This is a genomic window from Nonomuraea spiralis (assembly GCF_014648435.1).
Lineage (GTDB): Bacteria > Actinomycetota > Actinomycetes > Streptosporangiales > Streptosporangiaceae > Nonomuraea > Nonomuraea spiralis.
This window is the reverse complement of sequence record NZ_BMRC01000011.1, coordinates 184,418-208,441: the sequence shown is the minus strand read 5'-3', so window position 1 is coordinate 208,441 and position 24,024 is coordinate 184,418. Positions and strand designations below refer to the sequence as shown.

The window sequence follows — 24,024 nt, the reverse complement described above, 5'->3', positions numbered from 1 at the left end:
CCTTACGCGCTCTTGTGCGCGACGAAGTCGATCTCCACCAGGATGTTCATGAGCTGCGAGCCCACCGTGGTCCGTACGGGGTACGGCTGGGTGAAGTACGACTTGTACACCTCGTTGTAGGCGGCGAAGTCCTCCTTGACGTCCTGGAGGTGGACCGTCGACTTGATGACGTCGTCGAAGCCCAGGCCGTGGGCGGCGAGGATGGCCCCGAGGTTCTTCATGACCTGGTGGGTCTGGGTCGCCACGTCGTCGCCGACGATCTCGCCGGTGTGCGGGTCGAGCGGGCCCATGCCGGAGGTGTAGACGAAGTCGCCCACCACCAGTCCCTGGGAGTAGGCGCCGACCGGGGCCGCGCCCTCAGTGGTCTTGAGCTCTTTCTTCACGAAATCTCCCTAGAAATCGGTGTGGATCGTGCCGACGACACGGTAGTCCCGGTCCACCAGAGGCAGCACGCGCCACTTGTCGAACGCGGTGCACGGATGTGAGATCCCGAAGGCCAGCAGGTCGCCGGGCTTGAGGCCGTCGGCCCGTACCACGGTGTGCTGGTCCTGCATCTTCGTGATCGTGACGCCGTCCCGGCGCGGCACCGGCAGCCCCTCGTCGTAGGGCGCGTCCCGTTTGCCCATGCCCACGACCGCGAGCCCCGGCTCGGGCGTGGACAGTACGTGCGCCCACACCTCCAGGGCCGGCCGCAGCTCGCCCTCGATCCGGTTGAACGGCGTGCGCTCGCGGTAGTAGCCGTCGTCGTGGGTGACGTACGCGCCGCTGCGCAGCAGGATCCGGGCCTGCGTGGTGACCAGCTCGCGGCCGATCACGTCGAACCACTGGCTGCCACCGACGGTCAGGATCGGGTTCCGGACCCGGACGTGCTCGACGGCGTCCTGCAACGTGCCCAGGTAACGGCGGACGTCCTGCGCGCTCTTCAGCGCGCCTTCGTACCCGGCGACGCCGGCCAGCTCGACGCCGGGCGTCTCCTGGACGTACGCGGCCACCTTCAGCAGCTCGTCGAGCGTGCGGCAGCCGGCCCGCCCGCCTTCGTGCCCGAGCTCCACGAGCACCCGGAACGGCCGCGTCGAGGCGTGCCGGGCCAGGATGTCCACCCCGGTCTCGGAGTCGACGAAGCTCAGGAACTCGAACGCCGGATCGCGGTCGAGCTCCCCGGCCGCCCAGTTCAGCCCGGCCGAGTCGACGACCTGGTTGGCCACCATGATCCGGTCGCCGCCGTAGCCGCGGGCGATCCGGGCCTGCCGGGTCGTCGCCACCGTCAGCCCCCACGCGCCCGCTTCGAGCTGCATCGCGGAGATCTCCGGCGACATGTGTGTCTTGACGTGCGGGGCCAGCTCCATGCCGTGGTCGCGGACGAACGAGGCCATCGTGGCCACGTTGTGCTCCAGCGCGTCGCGGTGCACGATCATCAGCGGAAAGCCGAGCTCGCCGTCGAGGACCGACTGCCCAAGGATTACCTGCACAACACCCCCATTTATCCGCGTATGACCTTATCCCAGCCGGGATCAGCGTGATCGGAGCGCCCGTCCCGGAACGGCCCCGGTCAGCTCGCCCCCCGCCAGCACGCGCACGCCGGACACGAGCACGTCGTCCACGCCGCTCGCCGGGGTGCGCGGGTCGGCGTACGTCGCCCGGTCGGACACCGTGAGCGGGTCGAACACCACCAGGTCGGCGACGAACCCGTCACGCACCAGCCCGCGCCCGTCGAGCCCGAACCGCCGGGCCGGGTGGGAGGCCAGGTGCACGACCGCCTGCTCCCACGTCCAGTCGCCCAGCTCGCGGACGTGCCGGCCGAGGAACCTGGCGAAGGCCCCGAACCCGCGCGGATGCGGATGACCGCCCATGTAGATGCCGTCGGAGCCGCCGGTGTGGGAGGGATGGCGCAGGACCCGGCGTACGGACTCCTCACCCGCGGGGCCCTCGTCGGGCCGCGCGGAGACGCACCCGGCCTCCAGCCGCGACTCCACCAGCAGGTGGCGGCAGAACGCGGCGGGGTCCATGCCGGCCCGCCCGGCCGCCTCCGGCAGGGCCAGCCCCTCCGCCCACTCCAGGCCGGGCGCGTGGGAGACGGTCAGGCGCGGCCAGAGGTCGCCGAGCCCCGCCCACCAGTCGTCGAGCTCGGCCGAGGCGATCATCTCCAGCGCCAGGTCCGTCTGGGCGCCCGGCACGGACGGCGGCAGCACCACCATGGCCAGGATCGTGCTGCCGCGCAGGTAGGGGTAGGTGTCGAAGGTGAGGTCGACGCCCTCGTCGTGCGCCCTGCCGACCAGCGGCAACAGCACGTCGGCGGGCCCGTGCAGGTGGGAGACGTGCACGGCCGTGCCCGAGCGCCCGGCGATGTCCACGACCTCCTCCATGCCGACCGCGGCGTTCGCGCCGTAGGCCCGCATGTGGGTGACGTACGGCAGGCCGTCGAGCGGCGTGCACAGGGCGGCCAGCTCCGCGGCGTCGGCGTAGCGGCCCGGCAGGTATTCCAGCCCGCTCGACAACCCGACCGCGCCCTCGGACAGGCCGCGCTCGACCCGTTCCACCATCGCGGCCAGCTCCGCGCGCGTGGCCGCCTCCGGCGAGGGGCCCATGACGTCGAAGCGGATCGTGCCGTGCGGCAGCAGGTAGGCCGTGTTCAGCGCCACCGCGCGGTCGTAGCCGGCGAGCAGCTCTGCGACGCTCAGCGGGCCCTCGTGCAGGGCGCCGTTGACGGCGGCGAAGTAGCGGGAGGCGTACGCGACGGTCTCGGCGGACCCGGGGGCGAAGGACAGACCATCCTGTCCAAGGACGAACGTGGTCACACCCTGCCGGAGCGCCGCGAGCTGCACGGCCGGGTCGAACACGGCCGCGTCGCCGTGGGCGTGGCAGTCGACGAAGCCGGGCGCGACGAACCGTCCGGTCGCGTCGATCACCGTCCCCGCCTGCGCGCCGCCGAGCCTGCCGACCGCCGCGACCCGGTCGCCCGCGATCCCCACATCCGCCCGGTACGGCGGCGCGCCCGTGCCGTCGAGCACCCGGCCGCCGCTGATGACTACGTCGAACCTCACACCAAGATTCAATCAGAGCCGCGCGCCGACGCCGATGCGCAGGTGGCCGAGGGATCGACGGGCCGCTCGGCCAGCAGGTCCCGGGCCTGCGCGCGGGCGAGGTTCCAGCCGTTCCAGGGATCGGGGCGGCCGAGCCCGTTCGCGCGGACCACGTCGGCGAGCACGCAGCTGCGCTGCGGCTCGGGCAGCCGGTCGAGGGCGGGCACGGCCTCCGCGCCGAGGTCGCCCAGGTAGTCGGAGTCCATCTTGGTGACGCCGCGCACCTCGACCTGGGTCTGCGCGACCTGGAGGTCGGGGTTGACCACCGCGAACGCGCCCAGGCCGAGCCCGGTCACCAGGACGATCGTACGGGGCAGCCAGCCGGAGCCTCGTCCCGCCAGGCGTACCGCGCCGGCCAGCAGCACCAGCGCGAACAGCGCGCCCAGCCACCACACCGTCGCCTGCACCGAGATGCGCAGCCGGGACAGGCCGTACGCGTCGGTGTAGAGGCTCATCCGGTGCAGGGCCGAGGCCAGCACCACCATCGTCAGCCCGCACAGGAGGCCGAGCATGACGGCCAGCAGCCAGCGTTCGCGGCGCTCGGTCCGCAGCAGCCCGCCGGCCACCGCGACGATGCCCAGCACGAACACGCTGACCACGACGAGCTGGAAGAACCCCTGCCTGGCGTACTCGGCGTAGGTCAGGCCCGCCGTCCGCCGCACCCAGCCGTCGCCGCCGAACAGCGCCGTGATCTGGACCGCCACGAACGACGAGAACAGCAGGTTCACCGCGACGAGCGGCACCAGCCACACGCTCCTGCTCACGCCGAACTTGTGCTCGGGACCGACCGGGTCGATCACCGGCCGCAGCGCGACCAGCACGGTGGCGGCCAGCAACACGGCGACGAGCCCGAAGACGAAGATCCGGCCCGGCAGCGAGTCGGCCCAGGCGGGGGTGGCGGTCAGGCGCTCGACGTACGAGGCGAAGACGGCGTCGGCCGAGACGAACAGCAACCCGAACACCATGACCAGCACGACCGTGATGCCGAGCCCCGCGAGCACCGGCATGATCCGCCGCCGGGCGGTCAGCTTCCTGAGCGGCCCGGCCAGGAACCACGGCACGGGACCGAGCGCGAGCAGCACGGACGCACCGCCCCTGATCACGCCCAGCCAGCCGGCCCCCGCCCCGGACACCGCCAGCGCGCCCAGCCCCGCGCCCCCGACGAGCAGGATCGCGACCAGCCAGTCCGCGTCGCGCACCGCCGCCATCGAGATCAGCCAGTACGCCGTCACCCCGAACGCCAGCGTCCAGGGGGTCATCCTGCGCAGCACGGCCGGCAACGCCGCCGCGCCGAGCACCATGGCGACGAGCACGATTCCCAGCCCGACCTGTGCGTCGGGCAACGCCACCGCGGCGAACACCCCCGCGCCGGCGGCGGCCGGCAGCAGCCAGCGCGGCGCGGCGGGCAACTCGGGCCTGGGAAACAACGGCGGCGGCACATACGCCTGCGCCATCCCCGCGTACCCCTGCCCCTGCCCGTGCGCGGGCCCGCCGTGCCCCTGCGCGGGGCCCATCTGCCCGTGCGCGGGGCCGCTGTGGCCCTGTCCGGGGCTCGCCTGGGCCTGTGCGGGGTCGCCATGGGTCCGTACGGGCATCCCCGCCTGGTACGCGGCCTGATACGCCGCCCGACGCCCCGACCCGTCCCCGAGCGCCATGCCGAGCGCACCGCCCAGCGCCGTCACCATGACCAGCGTGACCAGCGCCAGCCCGTCACCGACGGCCACGGAGACGAGCACGGCCGCGAACAGCCCGCCCAGGAACCCGGCGACAACCCCGAGCACCCCACCCGCGATCATCCTGGCGAACCCCCCACCCCCCGCCGCCACCCCACCCGCCTGCGCAGGCGGCCAAGCCGCTGCGTGGGCCGCACCCGCCGGGGCGAGAGGCCCGGACGCGCCCTGAGCCGCGCCCGGTTGCGCGAAAGGCGTGGACGCGCCCTGAGCCGTGCCGGCCTGCGCGAGGGGCCACGGCGCGCTCGCCGGTGCAAGGGGCCTCGCCGACGGTGCCGCTTGCGCGCCCGAGGCCGGCACGCCCGCGACCGTCACATCTGCGGTCGTCACGCCGGCGACCGGCACACCCGACATCGGCACCCCCGACGCCGGCACGCCCGAGTCCGGCGCTGCTGAGGCCGCCGCAACTGAGGGCGCCGCGCCTGAGGCCGCCGCTTGGGAGGCCGCCACGCCTGAGGTCGGCGCAATTGCAGTCGGCGCATCCGGGGTTGAGGCAGCTGAGGCCGAAGCGGCTGCCCCCGCGAGCGCGCCCGACCTGGCGGGGGTCTCGGAGCCGGCCAGGGCGTCGGAGCCCGCAAGCGCGCCCGACCCGGCGAGCGCGTCCGAGCCCGTGGGCTCGCTCGGGGCCGCGAGCGAGCCGGCGCTCGCGAGCGTGCCCGTCTCGGAGGGGGGCTCCGGAACCGCGCCCGCAACAGCGCCTGTCGCCGCGAGGGGCGGCGTGCCCGGGGGCGGGGGCGTCGGGGCAACCCCGGTTGGTGGGGGGATGGCGGGTTGGGGGTCGGGTGTTCTGGTCGACCCCATCTCGAACGGTGTCTCCGCCATCGTCGTCCTCCCTGGTAGGTCGACGACCATGCGGCACCCCGCGCAGTCGTCGATCCGGATCGACCCCCCGTGCAGCTCCACGACCTCCTTGACGATCGCCAGCCCCAGCCCCGCGCCCCCGGAGTCGGCCGCCCGTCCCGCGTCGAGCCGCGAGAAGCGTTCGAACACCCGCCCCCTGGACGCCTCCGGGATGCCCGGCCCCTGATCGGCCACCACCACCCGCGCCCCGGCCCGCTCCGCCCCGCACGTCACGGTCACCACACCCCCGGGAGGGCTGTGCCGTACGGCGTTGTCGAGCAGGTTCGCCAGCACCTGCGCCAGCAGGTCGGGGTCGGCGCGCACCACGAGCCCGGCGGGCACCGACGGCGAGATCGTGACGTCCTCGCGTGCCAGCGACGCCTCGCGTACGGCCTGCTCCACCAGCGGCGCCAGCTCGACGGCCTCGGGTTCGATCAGCCGTACGCCGGAGTCGAGCCTGGACAGGTCGAGGAGCTGGGCGACCAGGCGGCCGAGCCGTTCGGTCTGGGCGAGCGCGGTCCGCATGGTGACCGGGTCGGGCGCGGAGACGCCGTCCACGACGTTCTCCAGCACCGCGCGCAGCCCGGTGATGGGGGTGCGCAGCTCGTGGCTGACGTTCGCGATCAGCTCGCGCCGCTGCCGGTCCACCTCGCCGAGGTCGGCGGCCATCGCGTTGAACGCCCTGGCCAGCTCGCCCACCTCGTCCCGCGAGGTGGCGCTGACCCGCAGGCCGTAGCTGCCCTTGGCGATCGTCTGGGCGGCCCTGGCCATCTGGCGCAGCGGCTTGGTCATGCCCATGGCCAGCACCTGGACCATGATCAGGGCGAGGATGACCGCGACGACGATCCGTACGTCCCTGGTGAACCCGGCGTTGAGCCCGACCTCGTTCACCACGAACGCGGTGCCGACCGCCAGCACGATGACGATGCCCAGCTTGACCTTGATCCGGCCCAGGAAGTCGAGGGGCCTCATTGACGTACCAGGGCGTAGCCCACGCCGTGGACGGTGCGCACCACGTCGGAGCCGAGCTTGCGGCGCAGCGCCCGGACGTGGCTGTCCACGGTCCTGGTCGCGGCCGCCTCGGAGAAGCCCCACACGTCCGACAGCAGCCGGTCGCGCTCGAAGACCTGCCCGGGACGCTCGGCCAGCCGCCGCAGCAGGTCGAACTCGGTCCTGGTGAGCTGGGCCTCGATCCCCCGTACGAACACCCGGCGTGCGGCCGTGTCGATCTCCACCTCGCCCACCCGGATCACCGTGTCCTCGGCCGCGAGCTGTCCGGCCCGCTCGACCCGGCGCAGCAGCGCGTGGATCCTGGCCACCAGCTCACGCATGCTGAACGGCTTGGCCAGGTAGTCGTCGGCCCCCACCCCCAGCCCGACCAGCACGTCGGTCTCCTCGCCGAGCGCGGTCAGCATGAGGACGGGCACCGGCCGCGCCGCCTGCATCCGGCGGCACACCTCCAGCCCGTCCATGCCGGGCAGCAGCCGGTCGAGGATCACCAGATCGGGCTCCGCCCTCCCGTACTGGACCAGCGCGTCCTGCCCGTCGCCCGCCACCCGGACGTCGAAGCCCTCGGCTGCCAGCCGGTTCCGTACGGCCAGGGCGATCGTCACATCGTCCTCGACCACGAGAATGCACCGCTGCTCTGCCACGTACGAAAGACTAGAAGTGCGCCGTGCAGACGACACTCCATAATTTGTGCACATCTGGTGCAGACTTGCCCGGTGAACACCGCTGGCTATCTCAGCCGTCTGGGCCTGTCCCGCCTGATAGACGCCCCCGCGAGCGCCGAGGGCCTGCGCGCGCTCCACGTCGCGCACGTCGAGAGGGTCGCCTACGAGGCGCTGGAGATCTGGCTGGACCGGCCCACGTCCCTCGATCCCGTCGAGTCCGCCGACCGCATCATCAGGGGCCGCGGCGGCTACTGCTACCACCTGAACGGCGCCTTCTCCGAGCTGGTCAGAAGCCTCGGCTACGACGTGACCAGGCACGTCGGCGGCGTCCAGAACCCGGGAAGCGAACCCGGCATCATCGGCAACCACCTGGTGCTGACCGTGCGCGGCCTGCCGACCGCCGGCAACCCGGGCGGCGAGTGGCTGGCCGACCTCGGGCTCGGGGACGGCCTGCACGAGCCGCTGCCGCTGGTCGCGGGCACGTACCGGCAGGGTCCCTTCACGTACGTCTTGCGCCCGTCGGAGATCGCGCCTGGTGGGTGGCGGTTCGACCATGATCCGAGCGGTTCGTTCGTGGGCATGGATTTCGAGCGGATCCCCACAGACATGTCCGCCTTCGCTGATATGCACACTCATTTGTCGACGTCACCGTCGTCCGGGTTCGTACGAACCGCCGTGGTGCAACGGCGGGACGCCTCGGGCGTGGACTCCCTGCGCGGGCTCGTCCTGTCCCGCCTCGGCAACGGCACCCACTCGGTCACCCTGGACACGGCGCGCGACTACTACGCGGCGCTCGCCGACGTGTTCCTGCTGACCTTCGACGACCTGAGCAGGCAGGACAAGGAGGGGCTCTGGAGCAGGCTGCACGACGCCCACGAGTCCTGGCTGACCGGGCGGACCACCTGATGGTCGCGCGGGACGGCCGAGCGCTATCGTGCACTCGACATGGCTGAGACCAGGAAGCTCGCCGGGCGCTACCGGCTGCTCAACACCCTGGGCGCGGGGTCCGTACGCCTGGCCTTCGACGAGATCGAGCACCGCGACGTCGTGGTCAGGGAACTGCGCATCCCCGTCGAGCTGCGCGAGTCCGCGCTGCACGAGGCACGCAGGGCCGCCGGGCTGCGGCACGCCTCCATCGCCCGGGTGATCGGCGTGCTGGTCGAGGACCGGGTGCCGTGGCTGGTCATGGAGTTCGTCTCGGGGATGTCGCTGGAGCAGGCCGTACGCTCCCGGCAACCGCTGCCCGTCGTCCAGGCGGCCAGGATGGGCGTGTGCGTGTTGTCGGCGTTGGCCGTCGCGCACGCGGCCGGGATCGTCCACGGGCAGGTCAGCCCCGGGAACGTGCTGCTGACCGGCACGGGAAGGGCGGTGCTCACCGGGTTCGGGGTGCCGAGCCTCAGCATGCGGCCCTCGGCCGACCTGTGGTCGCTGGCGGCCACGCTGCACTTCGCCGTCGAGGGCCGCCCGCCCGGCCAGGTGCCCGCCGAGGGCGCCGACCCGCTCAGGTCGCTGATCCGGGCCATGTTGCATCCCGCCGGGTCGCCGCCGGTCGAGGTGGTACGCGAGACGCTCGAAAGACTGGCCGTCGACCAGCCTCTCGACCAGGTCATCCGCACCCTTGGACCGCTCCCGCCCGCCGAGGTGGCCGAGATCGGGCTCGCCCTGCTCGACCAGCTCCAGGCCCGGGAGGGGCACCACGGGGCGGTGCAGCCGGGCAGCATCCTGATCTCCGACCAGGGGCGGGCCACGCTGGTCGCCCCGCTGCGGTCGGGCACCGTACCGGCGTTCACGGCTCCGGAGGGGGTCGCGAGCCCGGCCGCCGACCTGTGGTCCCTGGGGGCCACCCTCTTCACGGCCGTGGAGGGTGTGCCGCCGGCGCCGGGGGCGTCGCTGGCGCGGGCCGGAGCGCTGGCTCCCGTCCTGTTCCGCCTCCTGTCGGGCGATCCCGCCGACCGCCCGGCCCCCGACGTCCTCCGCCACGAGCTCCGGGCCGTCATGGGCCACCGCCGATGACCTCCGTCCCCGCCGCGCCGGCCGCAGAACGTGCCGGGGCGGCGCGCCGGGACGGCCGGTGGGAGGTGGCCGCGCCCGTGGCCGTCGCCCTGGCGGTCGGGTCGTGGGGGCTCTCCGGGCCGTCGCTGTGGCGGGACGAGTCCGTCAGCGTGCTGGTGGCGCGTATGCCGTTCGCCGAGCTGCGCCGGTTCCTCGCCGACCTCGACGCCGTGCACGCCCTCTACTACCTGCTCCTGCGCCCCTTCGCCGCCCTGCCGGGACCGCTGGAGATCATCGTCCGCCTCCCGTCGGTGCTGGCCTTCGCGGCCGCCGCGTACGGGGTCGCGGCCCTCGCCCGCCGCCTGGCCGGCACCCGTGCCGCCCTGTACGCCGGCCTCCTGTACGCCCTCACCCCCATAGCCGCCCGGTACGCCCAGGAAGCCCGCTCGTACGCCCTGGTCAGCGCCGTGGCCGTGCTGGCGACGTGGTTGCTGGTCAAGCTCCTGGACCGTCCCTCCACGGCCGCCTGCCTGGCCTACGGCGCGAGCGTGGCCCTGCTCGGCTGGCTGCACCTGTACGCCCTGCTCCTGATCCCCGCCCACCTGCTCACCGCCTGGCTGCCCGCCCTGCGCCGCACCCTGCGGGCCCGCGCCGGGGCGAGCGGGCCCGGACCGTCCGGCGCGGTCCGCTCGCTCGCCGCTGTGGCCGCCGCCGGTGCGGCGCTCGTCCCGCTGCTGGTCCTGGCGGCCGGTCAGAAGGACGCCCAGGTGTTCTGGCTCAAGCCGCCGGGCTGGGCCGAGCTGGCCGCCTTCCCGGGGGAGGTCGCGGGGGCGGGCGCGGTCGTGTTGTTCGCCGCAGCCGTGTGGGGGGCCGGGCGGGCCCCGGCGGTCGCGGTGTGGGCGGCGCTGCCGGTGGTGCTCTCGTTCGCGATCTCGCAGGTCCAGCCCGTCTACCACCCGCGTTACGTGCTCTTCGCGGTCCCGCTGCTCGCGCTGCTCGCCGGGATCGGCCTGGCCGCGCTGCCCCGGCGGGCGGTGCCGGTCGTCGTCCTGGCCCTGTTCGCGGCGCTCGTGCTGCCCGCGCAGGTGGCGCTGAGGCAGCCCGCCTCCCGCCCCGACGACCTGCGCACGCTGGCCGCCACGCTGGCCGCCGAGGAGCGTCCCGGCGACCGGGTGCTGTTCGTGCCGGGCCGTTTCCGGCTGTTCGTGGCGGTGTACGGCGGCCCGTACGAGCGGCTGACGGACCTCACCCGCGTGCCCGGCGCGCCCGGCCCGCGGACGGCCGCCGAGCTGGACGCCGCCCTGAAGGGCGTGGACCGGGTCTGGCTCATCTCCCCGCGGATAGGGACGAAGTACGCCGACGACGAGCGCTACCGCACCCTCCAGCGAACGCTCACACCCGGACAGACCCGCACGTACGGCTCGATCCACCTAAGCCTCTGGACCCGCAACAATTGAGATACATCGCGTCATGGAACCCGGGGCGCGGCTTCAGTCGTTGGACAGGCGACGCAGAATGTGGAAGAGGCGGGGCGCGTGCTCCGCGTTCGGAGGAAGCCAGGGATGTCGCCAGTTCAGAAGTACGCCATCGGCGCAGGCGCCGCGGTTCTGCTCTCGCTGATCTTCTTGCCGGGCTGGATCACCCTGCTGGTGGTCCTCGGCGTGGTCGCGGCCCCGGTGGTCGGCTACCTCATGCTCGACCCGTCGCAGCGCGAGCGGCTCAAGCGGGCCCGCAGGCGCGGCATCGGAAGCTGAGCCGCATCGCGGCGGGGGTCTCAGGCCCCCGCCGCGCTCAGCTCCGAGCGCACCCGGCCGTGCACCCTGCGCTCCACGTAGAACGACAGGAACGGGACCGTGCCGCCGAGCATGACCCCGAGCATGTACGGCCAGCTCCAGCGCGCCTTCATGCCCAGGTTCATGACGGTGATGAGGTAGATCATGTAGAGGCCGCCGTGGATGGGGGCGATGATCTTCGACATCTCCGCGGCGCCGAAGCCGTAGCGCAGGACCATCGCGACGCACAGGATGAGCAGCATGACGCCGACCACGTAGGCGAGCACCCGGAAGGGCTTGAGAGCCGATTCCACCGTTAACCTTCCAGAACCATTTCGGGGGACTTGTCGCGGTCCCGATCAGTCCGTACGGCATCGCGTACGAAGTGGAACCACATGAAGACGGCGAATCCAGCGAAGATCCACCAGTTTGCGGCATAAGCCAGATTACGCCAGGTCAGCGTGCCACCGACCTCCGGCGGCCGGATCTTCACCTGCTGGAGCGAGCCCGACGGCGGCTGCGCCACCATGAAGCCGGTACGCAGCTTCTGGCCGGTCCACAGGTTGATCAGCTCGCCGCTGGACACGGTCTGCACCTGACCGGCGGGCAGCCCGTCCACGCGCCGCTGGACGCTGTCGGTGCCCTGCTGGCCGCGTAGCCGTCCGGCCACGGCGACCCGGCCCTGCGGCACCGCCGTGACGCCCGGATCGTCCGCCTTCGCCGCCCAGCCGCGTACGACCGGCATCAGCGTGCCGTCGTCGAGCCGCAGCGGGGTGAGCACCCAGTAGCCCTGGTCGCGGGAGACGTTGCCGCCCGGGGCGTCGACGTCGGGCCGCCGGTCGGCGACCAGGAGCTGGCGCGCGGCCTCGTACGTGCCCTCCGCCGAGACCCTGCGGCCGACGGCCTCGCCCGGCATCTGCCCGCCCACCGGGGCGAGCGTGGCGACCCCCACGGGAGCCGGATCGACGGCGGCGTGCGGCCTGCCGGAATCCTGGAAGACGCCGAGCTGCCAGCGGCCGAGCAGGATGAACGCGACAAGGACCCCGATCGTCAGCAGGTGCAGCCCCACGACGCGGGGCGAGAACAGGGTCCGGAGCATGGCTCAAAGCTATCCGCCGGGTGGAGTGGTCCCCTCATCAGCCCATGCCAATAGATAGCGGCAAAGGGTGCAATTGGACCATGTCATCACGCTAGGCTGCTGGCCATGTCTGACCAGCATATCGACCCGGCGGGCAACACCCAGCAGTTCCGCGCCTTCGCTCAGCGCCGTGAGCAGGAGGCGGAGGCGGAGGCGACCCCCAAGAAGTCGCCGCTGCTGCCGATCCTCGCGGTGGCCGTGGTGATCGTGATCATCGGCGTGGCCGCCTTCCTGCTGCTCCGCTAGCACACAACCGCACACCGACCTCTCACCCGCCCCGACGCCGTGGCGGGTCTTTGCCGTTTCCGCACATCCCCGACATACCGGCCGGTCGGTGTGATGCTCCTCATACGCCACCAGCCCTGGACCGGCGGCGACAGGCTGACTACATTGGACTTCATGTCCAATAAGTTTCCGGACATCAGGCCGCGCCGGGTGCGTTTCTCCTGGGAGAACACGCCGCTGCACTGGGTGCCCGGCGACCCCACCAGCACGCACGTCATCAACGCGCTGCACCTGCTGCTCCCCGCCGGCGAACGCTGGTTCGTGCACGTGTTCAAGCAGGCGCTCCCCCTCGTCACGGACGAAGGGCTCAAAGAGCGGGTCAAGGGATTCATGGGGCAGGAGGGCACACACGCGGTCGCGCACCAGCGGGTCCTCGACCACATGAAGGAGCAGGGCCTCGACCCGGCGCCGTACGTGGAGAACGTCGAGTGGCTGTTCGAGCGCCTGCTCGGCGACGGGACGGCGCCCCCGGCGGCCAGGACGGGCTGGCTCAGGGAACGGCTGGCGATGATCGCCGCGATCGAGCACTACACGGCCGTGCTCGGCCAGTGGATCCTCGACGCCCGCCCGCTGGACGAGGCCGGGGCCGACCCGGTGATGATGGACCTGTTGCGCTGGCACGGCGCGGAGGAGGTCGAGCACCGTGACGTGGCGTTCGACCTGTTCACCCACCTCGACGGCGGCTACGCCCGCCGCGTGCGGACGATGGCGCTGGCCGGGCCGCTGCTCGTGTGGCTGCTCCACCGAGGCTCCCGCTTCCTCATGGCCAACGATCCGCTCGTCGCCGGACGCATCACCCCCAAGTGGACGCACTTCCTCCACCGCTCCGCGCAGGGCCGCGTGCCCACACTGCGCGGCCTGGCCCTGGCCGCGCCGCGCTACCTGCGGCCGGGCTTCCACCCGAGCCAGGAGGGCGACCTGCGCCAGGCGCTGGACTACATCGCCGTCTCGCCCGCCCACGCCGAATACAGGAGGTTCAGTGGCTGAGCCAGGATTGGTGATCATCGGCACCGGCTTCGCCGGGATCGGCATGGCGATCAAGCTCAAGGAGGCCGGCTACCACGACTTCGTGATCCTGGAGAAGGCCGCCGACCTCGGGGGCACGTGGCGGGACAACACCTACCCCGGCTGCGCGTGCGACGTGCCGTCGCCCATGTACTCCTACTCGTACGAGCTGAATCCCGGATGGTCGCGGATGTTCGCCCCGCAGGCGGAGATCTGGGACTACATGCGTACCTGCGCGTACAAGTACGGCATTACCCCCCACATCCGCTACAACAAGCACGTCACAGCCCTGGAGTACGACGACGACCGACGGGATTGGACGGTCACGACGGACGACGGCGCAACCTTGCGGACGAACGCGGTCGTCTCGGGCATCGGCGCCCTCCATATCCCGAAATTTCCAGAAATTTTGGGGAGGGAGTCCTTCGCCGGCCCCTCCTTCCACTCCGCCGAATGGGACCACTCGGTCGACCTGACCGGCAAGCGCGTCGCCGTCATCGGCACCGGCGCCTCCGCCGTCCAGTTCGTCCCCCAGATCGCCCCCCGGGTACGCGAGCTCACCGTCTTCCAGCGCACGCCCCCGTGGATCCACCCCAAGCCCGACGTCGCATTCTCCCCCGCCGCCCGGCGCATCCTGCGTCTGCCGGGCCTGGCCAGGACCCTGCGCGACGGCGTCTACTGGGCGCTGGAGACCCGGGCGCTCGGCTTCGCGGTCCACCCGCGCCTGATGAAGGCGCACGAGCTCATGGCGGTCAAGCACCTGGAGTCCCAGGTGCCCGACCCCGCCCTGCGCCGCAGACTGACCCCCGGCTACACGATCGGCTGCAAGCGGGTGCTCATCTCCAGCGACTACTATCCGGCCCTGACCAGGCCGAACGTCACCCTGGTCACCGACGCGATCACCGAGATCAGGCCCCGCTCGATCGTGGACGCGACCGGCCGCGAGCACGAGGTGGACGTCATCGTCCACGGCACCGGCTTCAAGGTCGTGGACGCCCTCCAGGACCAGCGCATCACCGGCCGGAACGGCCTGAAGATCCAGGACGCCTGGCAGGACGGCATCGAGACGTACTACGGCATCACGACCGCCGGCTTCCCGAACCTGTTCTTCCTGCTCGGCCCCAACACCGGCCTCGGGCACAACTCGGTCGTCTTCATGATCGAGTCGCAGGTGCGCTACGTCATCGAGTGCCTGCGCCTGCTCTCCAGGACCGGGGCCAGGGCCCTGGACGTCAGGAAGGGCGCCCAGGACGCCTTCAACCGGCGGCTGCACGCACGCCTGGACCCGCTCGTCTGGAACGCCGGCGGCTGCCGTTCCTGGTACCTGGACGAACACGGAGTGAACCGGACGATCTGGCCGGGCTTCACCTTCGAGTACTGGGCCCGCACACGCAAGGTGCGGGCCGGGGCGTACGAGCTCATCCACTGAGGGCGCGGGTCACCTGCGGCCGAGCGCCCTGAGCTGGGCGGCGGTGAGGGCGGAGACGTTCTGGTCCACCGGCGCGTCGGCGTACTGGTGGATGGTCCAGCTCTTCCAGTCGGCGGGGGCGGTCACCGAGCCGGGGCCCACGCCGTAGCGGGCCACCCACAGCGGGTACTGCTGGAGGCCGCGGCCGTACTCGTCGGCGAAGTTCCAGCCGCTGTAGAACAGCGGCGTGATGCCGGTCTTGGCCTGGACGTGCGCCAGCCACGTCTTGGCCCAGGCGTTGACCTCGGTCACGGACCGGCCGTCGGTGGTCTCCAGGTCGAGCGCGAGCAGGTCGCCCTTCGCGGCCGGCTGCCGGTTCACCGCGGACAGGAAGTGGTCGGCCTCGGCGATCGGGTCGTTGGAGGGGTGCCCGTAGTGGTAGGCGCCCCGCACCTTGCCCTTCGCGCCCAGGTCGGCCCAGTGGCGGGCGAAGGAGGCGTCCACGCGGGTGGCGCCCTCGGTGGCCTTGACGATGCCGAACGCGGCGCCGCTCGCGGCCCAGTCGTGGTCCGGCTGGTAATGGGAGACGTCCTGGCCGTAGGTGAGGCCGTCGGCGTGGACGGTGGCTTGGACGGCGGTGGACGCCTGGGCGGGGGTGGCGGTGGATGCCAGGCCGAGGGCGGGAGCGGCGGCGGTGGCGGCCAGCAGGGCGCCCGCGAGGAGCTTCTTGACGTTCGGCTGCACAGATTCCTCCTGAGGGCGCGCGAAGGCGGCCCGCGGGTGTTGTCCGGGATTTCGCTCGAAGCGACGGAGGCTGGAAGAGGTGCGGCCGGGATCCACCCGGCGGCACGGCGCACAAAACCGTCGCGATGCCCGTTACAACCCCGTGACCTGGGCAAACATTCCCTCATGCCGGAGTCAAGCCATGACTCCGGTCACACCCGCCAGGGGCGGCGGCCCGCCGGGGCCGCCGCCGTACGGGCTCAGCGGGGCTGGACGACCAGGGCGCTGCCGCCGCCCCGGCGTACGGGCTCGGCGACGGCCTGGACGAGGTCACGGCCGCGGAACTCCAGGGCCGTGGCGGCGCCGATCTCGGGGTTCAGCACGAGACTGTGCCCCTTGGCCTCCAGCTCGGTCCGGTACTTGTCGAGGAACGCCTGCTCGGCCTGCGTCTGGGCGGTGTTGCGCTGCGTGGCCCGGGGGGCGGCGAGCGCGTCGGGCAGGCTCATGCCGAGCTCGTACCGGTTGACCAGGATCTGCAGCACGGTGGTGATGATCGTGGAGCCGCCCGGCGAGCCCGCGGCCAGCACCGGCCTGCCGTGGTCGAACACCAGCGTGGGCGCCATCGACGAGCGCGGCCGCTTGCCGGGGCCGGGCAGGTTGGGGTCGCCGGGCGCGGGGCCGAACGTGAAGTCGGTCAGCTCGTTGTTGAGCAGCACGCCGCGGCCCGGGACCACGATGCCGTTGCCGCCGGTCGACTCGATGGTGAGGTTGTAGGCGACCACGTTGCCCCACCGGTCGGCGACGACCAGGTGCGTGGTCTCCGGTCCCTCGTCGGCGATCGGGGTCGCGGTGCCGGTCGGAGTGGCGCAGGGGCCGTACCGGCCGTCGGGGTTCCCGGGGGCGACCGGGCTGGTCAGGGCCCTGTCGCCGATCAGGCAGGCCCGTTCCTTGGCGAACCCGTCGGACAGCAGCTCGCGCAGCGGCACGCCGGGCAGGTCGCCGACGTAGGCGTTGCGGTCGGCGAAGGCCAGCCTGGAGGCCTCCAGGTACTCGTGCACGCCCACCTTGGGCAGGGCTTCGAGGATGTTGAGCGCCTCGCCGACGGTCGAGCCGCCCGACGACGGCGGGGCCATGCCGTACACGTCCATGCCGTTGTAGGAGACCTTGGTGGGTTCGCGCAGGAGGGCGCGGTAGGCCCGCAGGTCGGACAGCTCCATCAGGCCGGGCCTGACGTTGCGGGTGCTGCCGGGGGTGACCGGCGGCTTCTTCACGGTGGCCACGATCTCCTTGCCCAGCCGGCCGCCGTACAGCCAGCCGGGGCCGCGCCTGGCCAGTTCCCGGTACGTGTTCGCCAGCTCGGGGTTCCTGAACACCGAGCCGACGGGCGGCGGCGCGCCGTTCGGGAGGTAGAGGGCGGCCGTCGAGGTGATGTCCTTGAAGCGGGCGACGTTCGCGGCGGTCTGGTCGTAGAAGGTCTGGTCCACGACGAAGCCGCGTGAGGCCACGTCGATGGCGGGCTGGAGGGCCTGGCCGAGCGAGAGGGTGCCGAACCGGCGCAGGGCCAGGTCCCAGTGGGCCAGCGTGCCGGGCACGCCCGCCGACAGGCCGCTGGTGACGCCCTCGTCGAACGGGATGCCCTCGAAACTGGTGGAGTTCATGGCGCGCGGGGCGGTCTCGCGACCGTCGATGGTGAAGACCCGGCGCTGCTTGGCGTCGTACAACACCATGAAGCCGCCGCCGGTCAGCCCGGCGGAGTACGGCTCGGTGACCCCGAGCACGGCTCCGGCGGCGACGGCCGCGTCCACGGCGTTGCCACCCCGTTTCAGCACGGAGATCGCGGCCTTGCTGGCGTCGAGGTCGACGGTGGCGACGGCGCCGCCGTACCCCTCGGCGACGGGGTTCTTCTGCTGGGGGTCGGCCGACGCGGGCGCGGCGGGCAGGAGGGAGATGAGGACTGCTGCTGCGGAATAGATCACACGGCGCATGGTGTCCACCATGACCCAGCTACGCCCGTCGTGGTAGGGCCCCCTCACACAAGGGGGTGATGTCCTGCGCTCCGCCGGTGGCCTAGCGTGGTGGCGTGCGCAGGAAGTCCGGTTTCGACCCCTATCTCGCCCTGATCGTGGCGGTCGCCCAATTGGTGATCGCCCAGGGCGCGACGTGGGGGCAACGTCTGCTGAGAGAGCCGCTCGATCCCTACGCGTACGCGTTGCTGCTGCTCGGGCCGCTCGCCATCCTCTTCCGCCGGCGGTTCCCGCTGCTGACGGTCGCCGTCGCGCTCGCCGCGATGGACCTGTTCCTCATCGGCGGCTACGCCTACGGCCCCGCCTTCTTCAGTCCGGGCATCCTGCTGTTCCTCCTGGTCACGGACGGCCGGCGGCTGATGGCCTGGACGATGGCGACCATGACGGTGACCTCGCTCCTCAGCTACGTCTGGTGGGTGGGCAACCGCGGCCTGTTCCACAGCCTGTCGATCCTGGCGTTCATCCTGCTGTTCATGGTCGTGGCCGAGCTGGTCAGGATCGTCAGGGAACGCCGGGCCGAGCACGAGCGCGTCGCCGAGGAGGAGGCCAGGCGCCAGGCCAGCGAGGAACGCCTGACCATGGCCCAGGAGCTGCACGACGTGCTGGCGCACAACATCTCGCTCATCCACGTGCAGGCCAGCACCGCGCTGCACCTCATCGACGCCAATCCCGAGCAGGCCCGTTCGGCTCTGGCCACGATCAAGACGGCCTCCAAGGAGGTGCTCGGCGAGATGCGCTCGGTGCTCAACGTGCTGCGCGAGGGCGCGCCGCGCTCCCCGACGGCCGGGCTCGACCGGCTCGACGACCTCGTCGAACGTTCCGGCATGGAGGTCTCGCTCAAGCGGGTCGGCTCGCGGCCGCTGCCGCCGCAGATGGAGCGGGCGGCGTACCGGATCGTGCAGGAGTCGCTCACCAACGCCGCCCGCCACGCGCCCGGCTCGCGGGTGTCGGTGCGCCTGGAGTACGGCGCCGAGGAGCTGCTCCTCGTGGTCGCCGACACCGGCGCGACGAGACCCGCCGTGTTGTCGGAGGAGGGCAGCGGCAACGGCATCCCCGGCATGCGCGAGCGCGCCTCCGCCCTGGGCGGCACGCTCGTCGCGGGCCCGTCGGGCGACGGCTTCCAGGTCGAGGCCCGTCTGCCCCTACCCGAGGAGACCTCATCATGATCAAGGTTCTGCTGGCCGACGACCAGGCGCTGGTCCGCGCGGGCTTCAAGGCGCTGCTGGACGCCCAGCCCGACATGACCGTGGTGGCCGAGGCGTCCGACGGCGCGGAGGCGGTGCGCCTGGCCGGCGAGCACGCGCCGGACGTCGTGCTGATGGACATCCGGATGCCGGGCACCGACGGCCTGACCGCCACCCGCCGGATGCCGCCGGGCCCGCACATCATCATCCTGACCACGTTCGAGCTGGACGAGTACGTCTTCGAGGCCCTGCGCGGCGGCGCCTCCGGCTTCCTGGTCAAGGACACCGAGCCGGCCGAGCTCATCCAGGCCGTACGGGTCGTGGCGGCGGGCGAGGCGCTGCTGTCGCCGAGCGTGACCCGGCGGCTGATCGCCGAGTACGCCTCGCGCGCCAAGGAGCCGGTCTCCACCCAGGGCCTCGACCAGCTCACCGACCGCGAACGCGAAGTGCTCTCCCTGGTCGGCACCGGCATGACCAACGACGAGATCGCCGCCAAGCTGTTCATGTCGCCGGCCACCGCCAAGACCCACGTCAGCCGGGCGATGATGAAGCTGCACGCCCGCGACCGCGCCCAGCTCGTGGTCATCGCCTACGAGTCGGGCCTGGTCAGGCCGGGGTGGCTCTGACGCCGAGCGGTTCCGTCCCGAACCACTCCCGCGCGGCCTCGGCCAGGCCGTCGGTCCCGGCCCAGGCCACGTACCCGTCGGGGCGGATCAGCAGCACGTCGGCGGGCGGCTCGGCGCACCGCGCCCGGACCACGTCGATCCAGCCGCCACCGGGCAGGTCCGGGCCGATCCCGTCGTGCGGGCCGGGCAGGGCCTCGCCGGGCCCGTCGCGCAGGTCGAGCAGCACCGGCCGCCCGGCCCGCATCAGCTCGGCCACCCGCCGTTCCCCTCCGACAGTGCTCAGCCGCAGGTCGGGGACGAACCGGCCGGTGAGCGGATGCGCCCGCTCCCCCTCGGGCGGGTAGCGGGTGTCGGAGCCGTGCAGGAGCGCGGCGAGGTGGCGCAGCGGCTGCTCGTAGGCGAACAACTCGCCCAGCAGGGCGCGCAGGGCCGCGCCGTCCTCGCCGGGCGCCCGTTCCAGCGCCACCTGGGCGCGCGTCTGCGCGAGCGCCCGCCCGGCCACCGGACGGCGTTCCCCCTCGTACGTGTCCAGCAGCCCGGCAGGCACCCGTCCGCGCAACACGGCGGCCAGCTTCCAGGCCAGGTTGGCGGCCTCCGTCATGCCGACGTTGAGCGCCGACCCGCCCGCGGGGAACAGGTGGGCCGCGTCCCCGGCCAGGAACACCCGGCCGGCCCGGTAGCGCTCGGCGAGCCTGGCCTGCGCGACCGTGCTCGACAACCAGATCGGCTCCCCCAGCGGCAGGTCGGCGCCGATCACCCGGCGCACGGCCGCCCGGAAGTCCTCCATCGTCACCGGGCCGTCGGGCGGGGCGCCGCGCTCGCGTACGCCCGCGATGAGCACGCCGGGCTGGAGCGAGGTGAGCAGCAGGCGGCCGGTGGGGGTGCGGTTCCAGCCCGGTCGCAGGCCCTGGACCGGCAGGTCCTCGAACGGGCCCGGCGCGTCCCCGGCGAAGTGGCCGAGCCGCAGCACCTCGTCGTCGGTGGTGCCGGGGAAGCCGATGCCCGCCAGGGCGCGTACGGTGCTGTGCCCGCCGTCGCAGCCCACCGCGTACCGGGCCCGGGTCCGGCCGGTGGACAGCTCCAGCGTGACGCCCTCCGCGTCCTGGGCCAGCCCGGTGACCTCGCAGCCCCGCCTGATCTCGGCGCCGAGCTGTTCGGCCCGTTCGGCCAGCAGCCGTTCGAGCCGGGGCTGCTGGATCAGCAGCAGCCGCAGCGGCATGTCGTCGTGCCCGGCGAACCGCAGCGGCACCTCCCCGAACGGGAAGCCCGGCGGGCGGCCCGCGAAGCCGCTGCCCTCGGAGAGGCGTTCGAGCAGGCCCCGGTGGTCGAGCAGCTCGACGATCTGGCCGCCGAGCCCGTTGGCCTTGGGCAGCTCACTCGGTTCGGGGCGTTTCTCCAGCACGATGGGGCGTAATCCGGCCAGCGCCAGCTCGCCCGCGAGCATGAGCCCTACCGGGCCCGCTCCCACGATCATCACGTCGTCCATGCCTGTCAGGCTAGATTGACAAAATCCATCCTGTCAATCTAGCCTGACAACGTGGACGTGGAAGAGCTGTCTCAACGCATCAGGTCGAACGACCCCGCCCTCGGCCTGCGGGCGGTGGGCGCGCTGCACCGGCTGGCCGAGCAGGTGGAGGCGGAGTCGGTGGCGCTGGCCAGGGAGCAGGGCTGGACCTGGGAGCAGATCGGCGACGCGCTCGGAATGTCACGGCAGTCCGTGCACGCCAGATACGGAAAGTGAGGATCGCCATGTTCGGCAAGGAGAAGAGTCCGTTCGCGGCCGTCGTCAGCGCGGCACTCGACGAGGCCAGGCAGCGCGGCGACCGGCGGCTCGGCACCGAGCACCTGCTGCTCGGCCTGCTGCACGCCCCCGGCTCGGAGCCGGCGCGGGCGCTGGGCGTCGACCTGGCCACGGCGCGCGCCGCGCTCGACGAGCTCGACCGGGTGGCGCTGCGCTCGATCGGCCTGGACCTCGGCGAGGCCCCGCGCGCGACGCCCCGGAGGCACCCGCCGATCTCCGGCACCGCCCTGACGTCGAGCGCCCGCACCGTGGTCAACACCGCCATCCGGGCCACCCGTACGAGAACGAGACCGCAGGTGCCCCGGCACCTGCTGCTCGCCCTCCTGGACCAGGACGGCCACGACCCGGTGGCCCACCTGATCGACCACCTCGGCGTGGACCGCGCGGCCGTACGCGCCCGCATCGCCTGACGCGCGGCACGCGGGAAATCCGGTTGAAGCCGCGGCGGGGTCGCTGTCAGGGTCGGAGGATGCGGCGTACATACGATGACCTGGTCGAAGAGGCCGACACCGTCTCGGTCGACGGCTGGGACTTCTCCTGGCTGGAGGGCCGGGCCACCGAGGAACGACCCTCGTGGGGCTACTCCCGCCTGCTGGCCGGGCGGATGGCGGCGGCCGAGGCGGCGCTCGACGTCCAGACCGGCGGCGGCGAGATCCTGGCCGGCCTGCCCGAGCTCCCGCCCGTCACCGTGGCGACCGAGTCGTGGCCGCCCAACCTCGCGCTGGCCGCCTCCCGGCTGCGCCCGCGTGGCGCCCGGGTGGTGGCCGACGACGAGGAGCCGCGTCTGCCGTTCCGCGACGGCGTCTTCGACCTGGTGGTCAGCCGCCATCCGGTGGTGACCTGGTGGGACGAGATCGCCCGCGTGCTGCGGCCCGGTGGCACGTACTTCTCCCAGCAGGTCGGCCCGCGCAGCGTGTTCGAGCTGACCGAGTTCTTCATGGGCCCGCAGGACGGCTCGGCCCGCGACCCGCGCGACGCCGAGGCGGCGGCCCGGTCCGCCGGTCTTGACGTCATCGACCTGCGGGCCGAGCGGCTGCGGATGGAGTTCCGCGACATCGGCGCGGTGATCTACTTCCTGCGCAAGGTGATCTGGATCGTGCCGGGCTTCTCGGTGCGGCGCTACGACGACAAGCTGCGCGAACTGCACGGACTCATCGAGGCCGAGGGGCCGTTCGTCGCCCATTCGTCCAGGTTCCTCATCGAGGCCAGGCGTCCGCCGAAGCCTGCGGCGTGATCGCGGGCCCACTGCGCGGAGACCGCCCCCGTCCTGCGGACGACGAGACACACCGGCGCGCTACCGCCGCGGGCGTACGCCAGGGCCGCCCGAGCACTCCCCCGGGCGCACGCCGGCCGGATCCCGTCGGCCGATTCGCCCCGGGCCGGGAAGGCGGACCCTGGAGGCAGGACGAAGGAGGAAAGTCATGCACATGGGTTTCTGGCCGGTCATCCCGGTCTTCTGGGGACTGTTCTGGGTCGCGCTCGTCGCGCTCGCCGTCACGGCCCGGCGCAAGGGGTGGTGGGGGCGCCGGCCGGCGATCGCGCCGCACAGTCCCACGGCGTCGGCCGAGCGGATCCTCGCCGAGCGGTACGCCCGCGGCGAGATGAGCGACGACGAGCTGTTCGAGAAGATGTCCGTGCTCAAGGGCGCAACCACCTAAACATCACTAACGGTACAACAACTGTCACTGGCCGCATCCAGCTCACCGCGTTACGTTTCCCACAAAAGCTTCCAAGAAAGTGGGGACGGCCATGCGCTCCATCGTCAGATCCCGCGACCGGCGCGCGGCCGGCCGCCCGGCGCCCGTCCGCTGAGCGTGGAGGCCGTCACCCTGTTCGCCGGGGGCGTGGCAGCCGGGCTGGTCGCGGGCACCGCCTCGTGCACGGCCGCCCAGGGCGGGCTGCTCATGGGCCTGGTCGGGCGGCACGACGGGCGCGACCCCGTACAGGTGGCGTGGTTCCTGGGCGGCCGGCTGGCGTCGTACACGCTGGCCGGGACGCTGCTCGGGCTGCTCGGCTCGGCTGTCAGCCTGCCGCCGCGGGCGCGGGCCCTGCTCCTGATCGCGGCCGGCTGCGCGGTGATCGGGTTCGCCGTCCGGCTCCTGCGCGGCGGGAGCCACGCCTGCGGCGAGCCCGCCCGGCCCGCCGGCTACCGGGCGCCGCTGCTGGGCGCGGCCACGATCCTGGTGCCCTGCGGGGTGACGCTCGGCATGGAGATGCTCGCCGTCTCCAGCGGCTCACCGCTGTCGGGCGCGGCGGCCATGGCGGGGTTCGTGCTCGGTACGGCGCCGGCGTTCGCGCTGCTCGGGTACGTGCTGCGCCGCGTCTCCCGTACCAGGCTGGCCAGGCTCGCCGGGGTCCTCGCGATCGCCGCCGGACTCTGGACCGTCGTGGCCGGGCTCAACCTGGGCGGCTGGACGCCGGGGGCCACCCCGGCCGCGGCGGGGCCGGCCGCCAGGACCGTCACGGTCTACGCCACCCGCGACGGCTACCGGCCCGCCACCGTGTCCGCCCGCGCGAACGTACCGGTCGAGATCATCTTCAAGCGGGTCGATCAGGGCTGCACGAGCACCGTCACCATCGACGGGCGCGACGTGGCCCTGCCCGCCACCGTACGGCTGCCGCCGCACCGCCCCGGTTCGCTGCGCTACGTGTGCGGGATGGGCATGTATTCCGGGTTCATCAGGTTCTCCTAGCGGCGTTGTCGGCGATTACGGTTCGCGATCGCGCGATCACGTGCCACGCT

The 24,024-nt window shown here is 72.7% G+C and carries 24 protein-coding genes; 14 read left to right on the top strand and 10 right to left on the bottom strand.

The annotated features are described in order from the left end of the window. Positions 1–2: 2 nt before the first annotated feature. Genes IEZ27_RS27385 through IEZ27_RS27365 form a run of 5 tightly spaced genes read right to left on the bottom strand, consistent with a single transcriptional unit; the run spans position 3 to position 7,302 of the window. A complete protein-coding gene (locus IEZ27_RS27385; RefSeq protein ID WP_189649864.1) occupies positions 3–383 on the bottom strand; it encodes a RidA family protein in 381 nt (126 codons plus the stop codon). Between the two features lie 9 nt (positions 384–392). Beyond that, entirely contained in the window at positions 393–1,469 is a 1,077-nt protein-coding gene (locus IEZ27_RS27380; RefSeq protein WP_229824382.1) for an alanine racemase, read from the bottom strand. 42 nt (positions 1,470–1,511) lie between these two features. Next, positions 1,512–3,041: an N-acyl-D-amino-acid deacylase family protein gene (locus IEZ27_RS27375; RefSeq protein ID WP_189649863.1), complete on the bottom strand. Its 1,530-nt coding sequence runs from the start codon at positions 3,039–3,041 to the stop codon at positions 1,512–1,514. 8 nt (positions 3,042–3,049) lie between these two features. Next, positions 3,050–6,622 (bottom strand): DUF4153 domain-containing protein, encoded by a 3,573-nt coding sequence (locus tag IEZ27_RS27370; RefSeq protein WP_189649862.1) that lies wholly within the window; start codon positions 6,620–6,622, stop codon positions 3,050–3,052. After that, the gene (locus tag IEZ27_RS27365; protein ID WP_260477558.1) at positions 6,619–7,302 is read right to left on the bottom strand and encodes a response regulator transcription factor; all 684 of its coding nucleotides are present in this window, start codon (positions 7,300–7,302) and stop codon (positions 6,619–6,621) included. Before IEZ27_RS27365 ends, IEZ27_RS27370 begins: the two co-directional genes overlap by 4 nt. Before the next feature lie 72 nt (positions 7,303–7,374). Between IEZ27_RS27365 and IEZ27_RS27360 the strand changes: the two genes are divergently transcribed. The 4 genes from IEZ27_RS27360 (at position 7,375) to IEZ27_RS27345 (ending at position 11,069) form a co-directional block, all read left to right on the top strand. After that, positions 7,375–8,229: an arylamine N-acetyltransferase family protein gene (locus tag IEZ27_RS27360; RefSeq protein WP_125632172.1), complete on the top strand. Its 855-nt coding sequence runs from the start codon at positions 7,375–7,377 to the stop codon at positions 8,227–8,229. A gap of 39 nt (positions 8,230–8,268) precedes the next feature. Then, positions 8,269–9,336 (top strand): protein kinase domain-containing protein, encoded by a 1,068-nt coding sequence (locus IEZ27_RS27355; RefSeq protein WP_189649861.1) that lies wholly within the window; start codon positions 8,269–8,271, stop codon positions 9,334–9,336. After that, positions 9,333–10,772, top strand: a complete 1,440-nt coding sequence (locus IEZ27_RS27350; protein ID WP_189649860.1) for a glycosyltransferase family 39 protein — start codon at positions 9,333–9,335, stop codon at positions 10,770–10,772. The genes IEZ27_RS27355 and IEZ27_RS27350 overlap by 4 nt, the downstream gene beginning before the upstream one ends. A gap of 105 nt (positions 10,773–10,877) precedes the next feature. Continuing rightward, positions 10,878–11,069 carry a hypothetical protein gene (locus IEZ27_RS27345; RefSeq protein WP_189649859.1) on the top strand — a complete coding sequence of 64 codons (192 nt, stop codon included), beginning with the start codon at positions 10,878–10,880 and terminating at the stop codon, positions 11,067–11,069. Between the two features lie 20 nt (positions 11,070–11,089). Here IEZ27_RS27345 and IEZ27_RS27340 read toward each other — a convergent pair whose 3' ends face one another. Together IEZ27_RS27340 and IEZ27_RS27335 are read right to left on the bottom strand one after the other, a co-directional pair. Beyond that, positions 11,090–11,401, bottom strand: coding sequence for a DUF3817 domain-containing protein (locus tag IEZ27_RS27340; protein ID WP_189649858.1), 312 nt, complete (start codon positions 11,399–11,401; stop codon positions 11,090–11,092). A 2-nt stretch (positions 11,402–11,403) separates the two neighbouring features. Beyond that, complete coding sequence (locus tag IEZ27_RS27335) at positions 11,404–12,186, bottom strand: SURF1 family protein (protein ID WP_189649857.1); 783 nt, start codon at positions 12,184–12,186, stop codon at positions 11,404–11,406. Between the two features lie 105 nt (positions 12,187–12,291). On the opposite strand from IEZ27_RS27335, the gene IEZ27_RS27330 reads away from it, so the two are divergent. The 3 genes from IEZ27_RS27330 to IEZ27_RS27320 all read left to right on the top strand — a co-directional run bounded on the left by IEZ27_RS27330 (position 12,292) and on the right by IEZ27_RS27320 (position 14,944). Further along, positions 12,292–12,471, top strand: coding sequence for a hypothetical protein (locus IEZ27_RS27330; protein ID WP_125632182.1), 180 nt, complete (start codon positions 12,292–12,294; stop codon positions 12,469–12,471). A 153-nt stretch (positions 12,472–12,624) separates the two neighbouring features. Then, positions 12,625–13,497: a metal-dependent hydrolase gene (locus tag IEZ27_RS27325; protein WP_189649856.1), complete on the top strand. Its 873-nt coding sequence runs from the start codon at positions 12,625–12,627 to the stop codon at positions 13,495–13,497. Beyond that, on the top strand, positions 13,490–14,944 hold the full coding sequence (locus IEZ27_RS27320) for a flavin-containing monooxygenase (RefSeq protein WP_189649855.1): 1,455 nt from the start codon (positions 13,490–13,492) through the stop codon (positions 14,942–14,944). The genes IEZ27_RS27325 and IEZ27_RS27320 overlap by 8 nt, the downstream gene beginning before the upstream one ends. A 9-nt stretch (positions 14,945–14,953) precedes the next feature. On the opposite strand, the gene IEZ27_RS27315 is transcribed toward IEZ27_RS27320, so the two are convergent. Further along, entirely contained in the window at positions 14,954–15,667 is a 714-nt protein-coding gene (locus IEZ27_RS27315; protein WP_189649854.1) for a glycoside hydrolase family 25 protein, read from the bottom strand. 239 nt (positions 15,668–15,906) lie between these two features. Further along, the gene (locus IEZ27_RS27310; protein ID WP_229824381.1) at positions 15,907–17,622 is read right to left on the bottom strand and encodes a gamma-glutamyltransferase family protein; all 1,716 of its coding nucleotides are present in this window, start codon (positions 17,620–17,622) and stop codon (positions 15,907–15,909) included. Positions 17,623–17,726: 104 nt separating this feature from the next. On the opposite strand from IEZ27_RS27310, the gene IEZ27_RS27305 reads away from it, so the two are divergent. After that, a complete protein-coding gene (locus IEZ27_RS27305) occupies positions 17,727–18,836 on the top strand; it encodes a sensor histidine kinase (protein ID WP_189649852.1) in 1,110 nt (369 codons plus the stop codon). After that, the gene (locus tag IEZ27_RS27300) at positions 18,833–19,480 is read left to right on the top strand and encodes a response regulator transcription factor (protein WP_125632192.1); all 648 of its coding nucleotides are present in this window, start codon (positions 18,833–18,835) and stop codon (positions 19,478–19,480) included. The genes IEZ27_RS27305 and IEZ27_RS27300 overlap by 4 nt, the downstream gene beginning before the upstream one ends. Here IEZ27_RS27300 and IEZ27_RS27295 read toward each other — a convergent pair. Continuing rightward, positions 19,461–20,966: an FAD-dependent oxidoreductase gene (locus tag IEZ27_RS27295; protein ID WP_189649851.1), complete on the bottom strand. Its 1,506-nt coding sequence runs from the start codon at positions 20,964–20,966 to the stop codon at positions 19,461–19,463. The two genes, IEZ27_RS27300 and IEZ27_RS27295, sit on opposite strands and share 20 nt — an antisense overlap. Before the next feature lie 51 nt (positions 20,967–21,017). Here IEZ27_RS27295 and IEZ27_RS27290 point away from each other — a divergent pair, with 51 nt between their 5' ends. The 5 genes from IEZ27_RS27290 (at position 21,018) to IEZ27_RS27270 (ending at position 23,974) form a co-directional block, all read left to right on the top strand. Then, positions 21,018–21,221 (top strand): helix-turn-helix domain-containing protein, encoded by a 204-nt coding sequence (locus IEZ27_RS27290; RefSeq protein ID WP_189649850.1) that lies wholly within the window; start codon positions 21,018–21,020, stop codon positions 21,219–21,221. After that, positions 21,218–21,691 carry a Clp protease N-terminal domain-containing protein gene (locus IEZ27_RS27285; RefSeq protein WP_229824380.1) on the top strand — a complete coding sequence of 158 codons (474 nt, stop codon included), beginning with the start codon at positions 21,218–21,220 and terminating at the stop codon, positions 21,689–21,691. The genes IEZ27_RS27290 and IEZ27_RS27285 overlap by 4 nt, the downstream gene beginning before the upstream one ends. A gap of 59 nt (positions 21,692–21,750) precedes the next feature. Beyond that, complete coding sequence (locus IEZ27_RS27280) at positions 21,751–22,515, top strand: class I SAM-dependent methyltransferase (RefSeq protein WP_189649849.1); 765 nt, start codon at positions 21,751–21,753, stop codon at positions 22,513–22,515. 187 nt (positions 22,516–22,702) lie between these two features. Next, on the top strand, positions 22,703–22,939 hold the full coding sequence (locus IEZ27_RS27275; RefSeq protein ID WP_189649848.1) for an SHOCT domain-containing protein: 237 nt from the start codon (positions 22,703–22,705) through the stop codon (positions 22,937–22,939). Between the two features lie 156 nt (positions 22,940–23,095). Further along, on the top strand, positions 23,096–23,974 hold the full coding sequence (locus IEZ27_RS27270) for an urease accessory protein UreH domain-containing protein (RefSeq protein ID WP_229824379.1): 879 nt from the start codon (positions 23,096–23,098) through the stop codon (positions 23,972–23,974). Positions 23,975–24,024: the final 50 nt, after the last annotated feature.

Excerpts from the sequence above, each read along its gene's own strand:
- IEZ27_RS27275 (WP_189649848.1), top strand. The coding sequence starts at position 22,703 with ATGCACATGGGTTTCTGGCCGGTCATCCCGGTCTTCTGGGGACTGTTC.
- IEZ27_RS27370 (WP_189649862.1), bottom strand. The coding sequence starts at position 6,622 with ATGAGGCCCCTCGACTTCCTGGGCCGGATCAAGGTCAAGCTGGGCATC.
- IEZ27_RS27280 (WP_189649849.1), top strand. The coding sequence starts at position 21,751 with ATGCGGCGTACATACGATGACCTGGTCGAAGAGGCCGACACCGTCTCG.
- IEZ27_RS27295 (WP_189649851.1), bottom strand. The coding sequence starts at position 20,966 with ATGGACGACGTGATGATCGTGGGAGCGGGCCCGGTAGGGCTCATGCTC.
- IEZ27_RS27355 (WP_189649861.1), top strand. The coding sequence starts at position 8,269 with ATGGCTGAGACCAGGAAGCTCGCCGGGCGCTACCGGCTGCTCAACACC.
- IEZ27_RS27335 (WP_189649857.1), bottom strand. The coding sequence starts at position 12,186 with ATGCTCCGGACCCTGTTCTCGCCCCGCGTCGTGGGGCTGCACCTGCTG.
- IEZ27_RS27345 (WP_189649859.1), top strand. The coding sequence starts at position 10,878 with ATGTCGCCAGTTCAGAAGTACGCCATCGGCGCAGGCGCCGCGGTTCTG.
- IEZ27_RS27330 (WP_125632182.1), top strand. The coding sequence starts at position 12,292 with ATGTCTGACCAGCATATCGACCCGGCGGGCAACACCCAGCAGTTCCGC.
- IEZ27_RS27325 (WP_189649856.1), top strand. The coding sequence starts at position 12,625 with ATGTCCAATAAGTTTCCGGACATCAGGCCGCGCCGGGTGCGTTTCTCC.
- IEZ27_RS27300 (WP_125632192.1), top strand. The coding sequence starts at position 18,833 with ATGATCAAGGTTCTGCTGGCCGACGACCAGGCGCTGGTCCGCGCGGGC.
- IEZ27_RS27350 (WP_189649860.1), top strand. The coding sequence starts at position 9,333 with ATGACCTCCGTCCCCGCCGCGCCGGCCGCAGAACGTGCCGGGGCGGCG.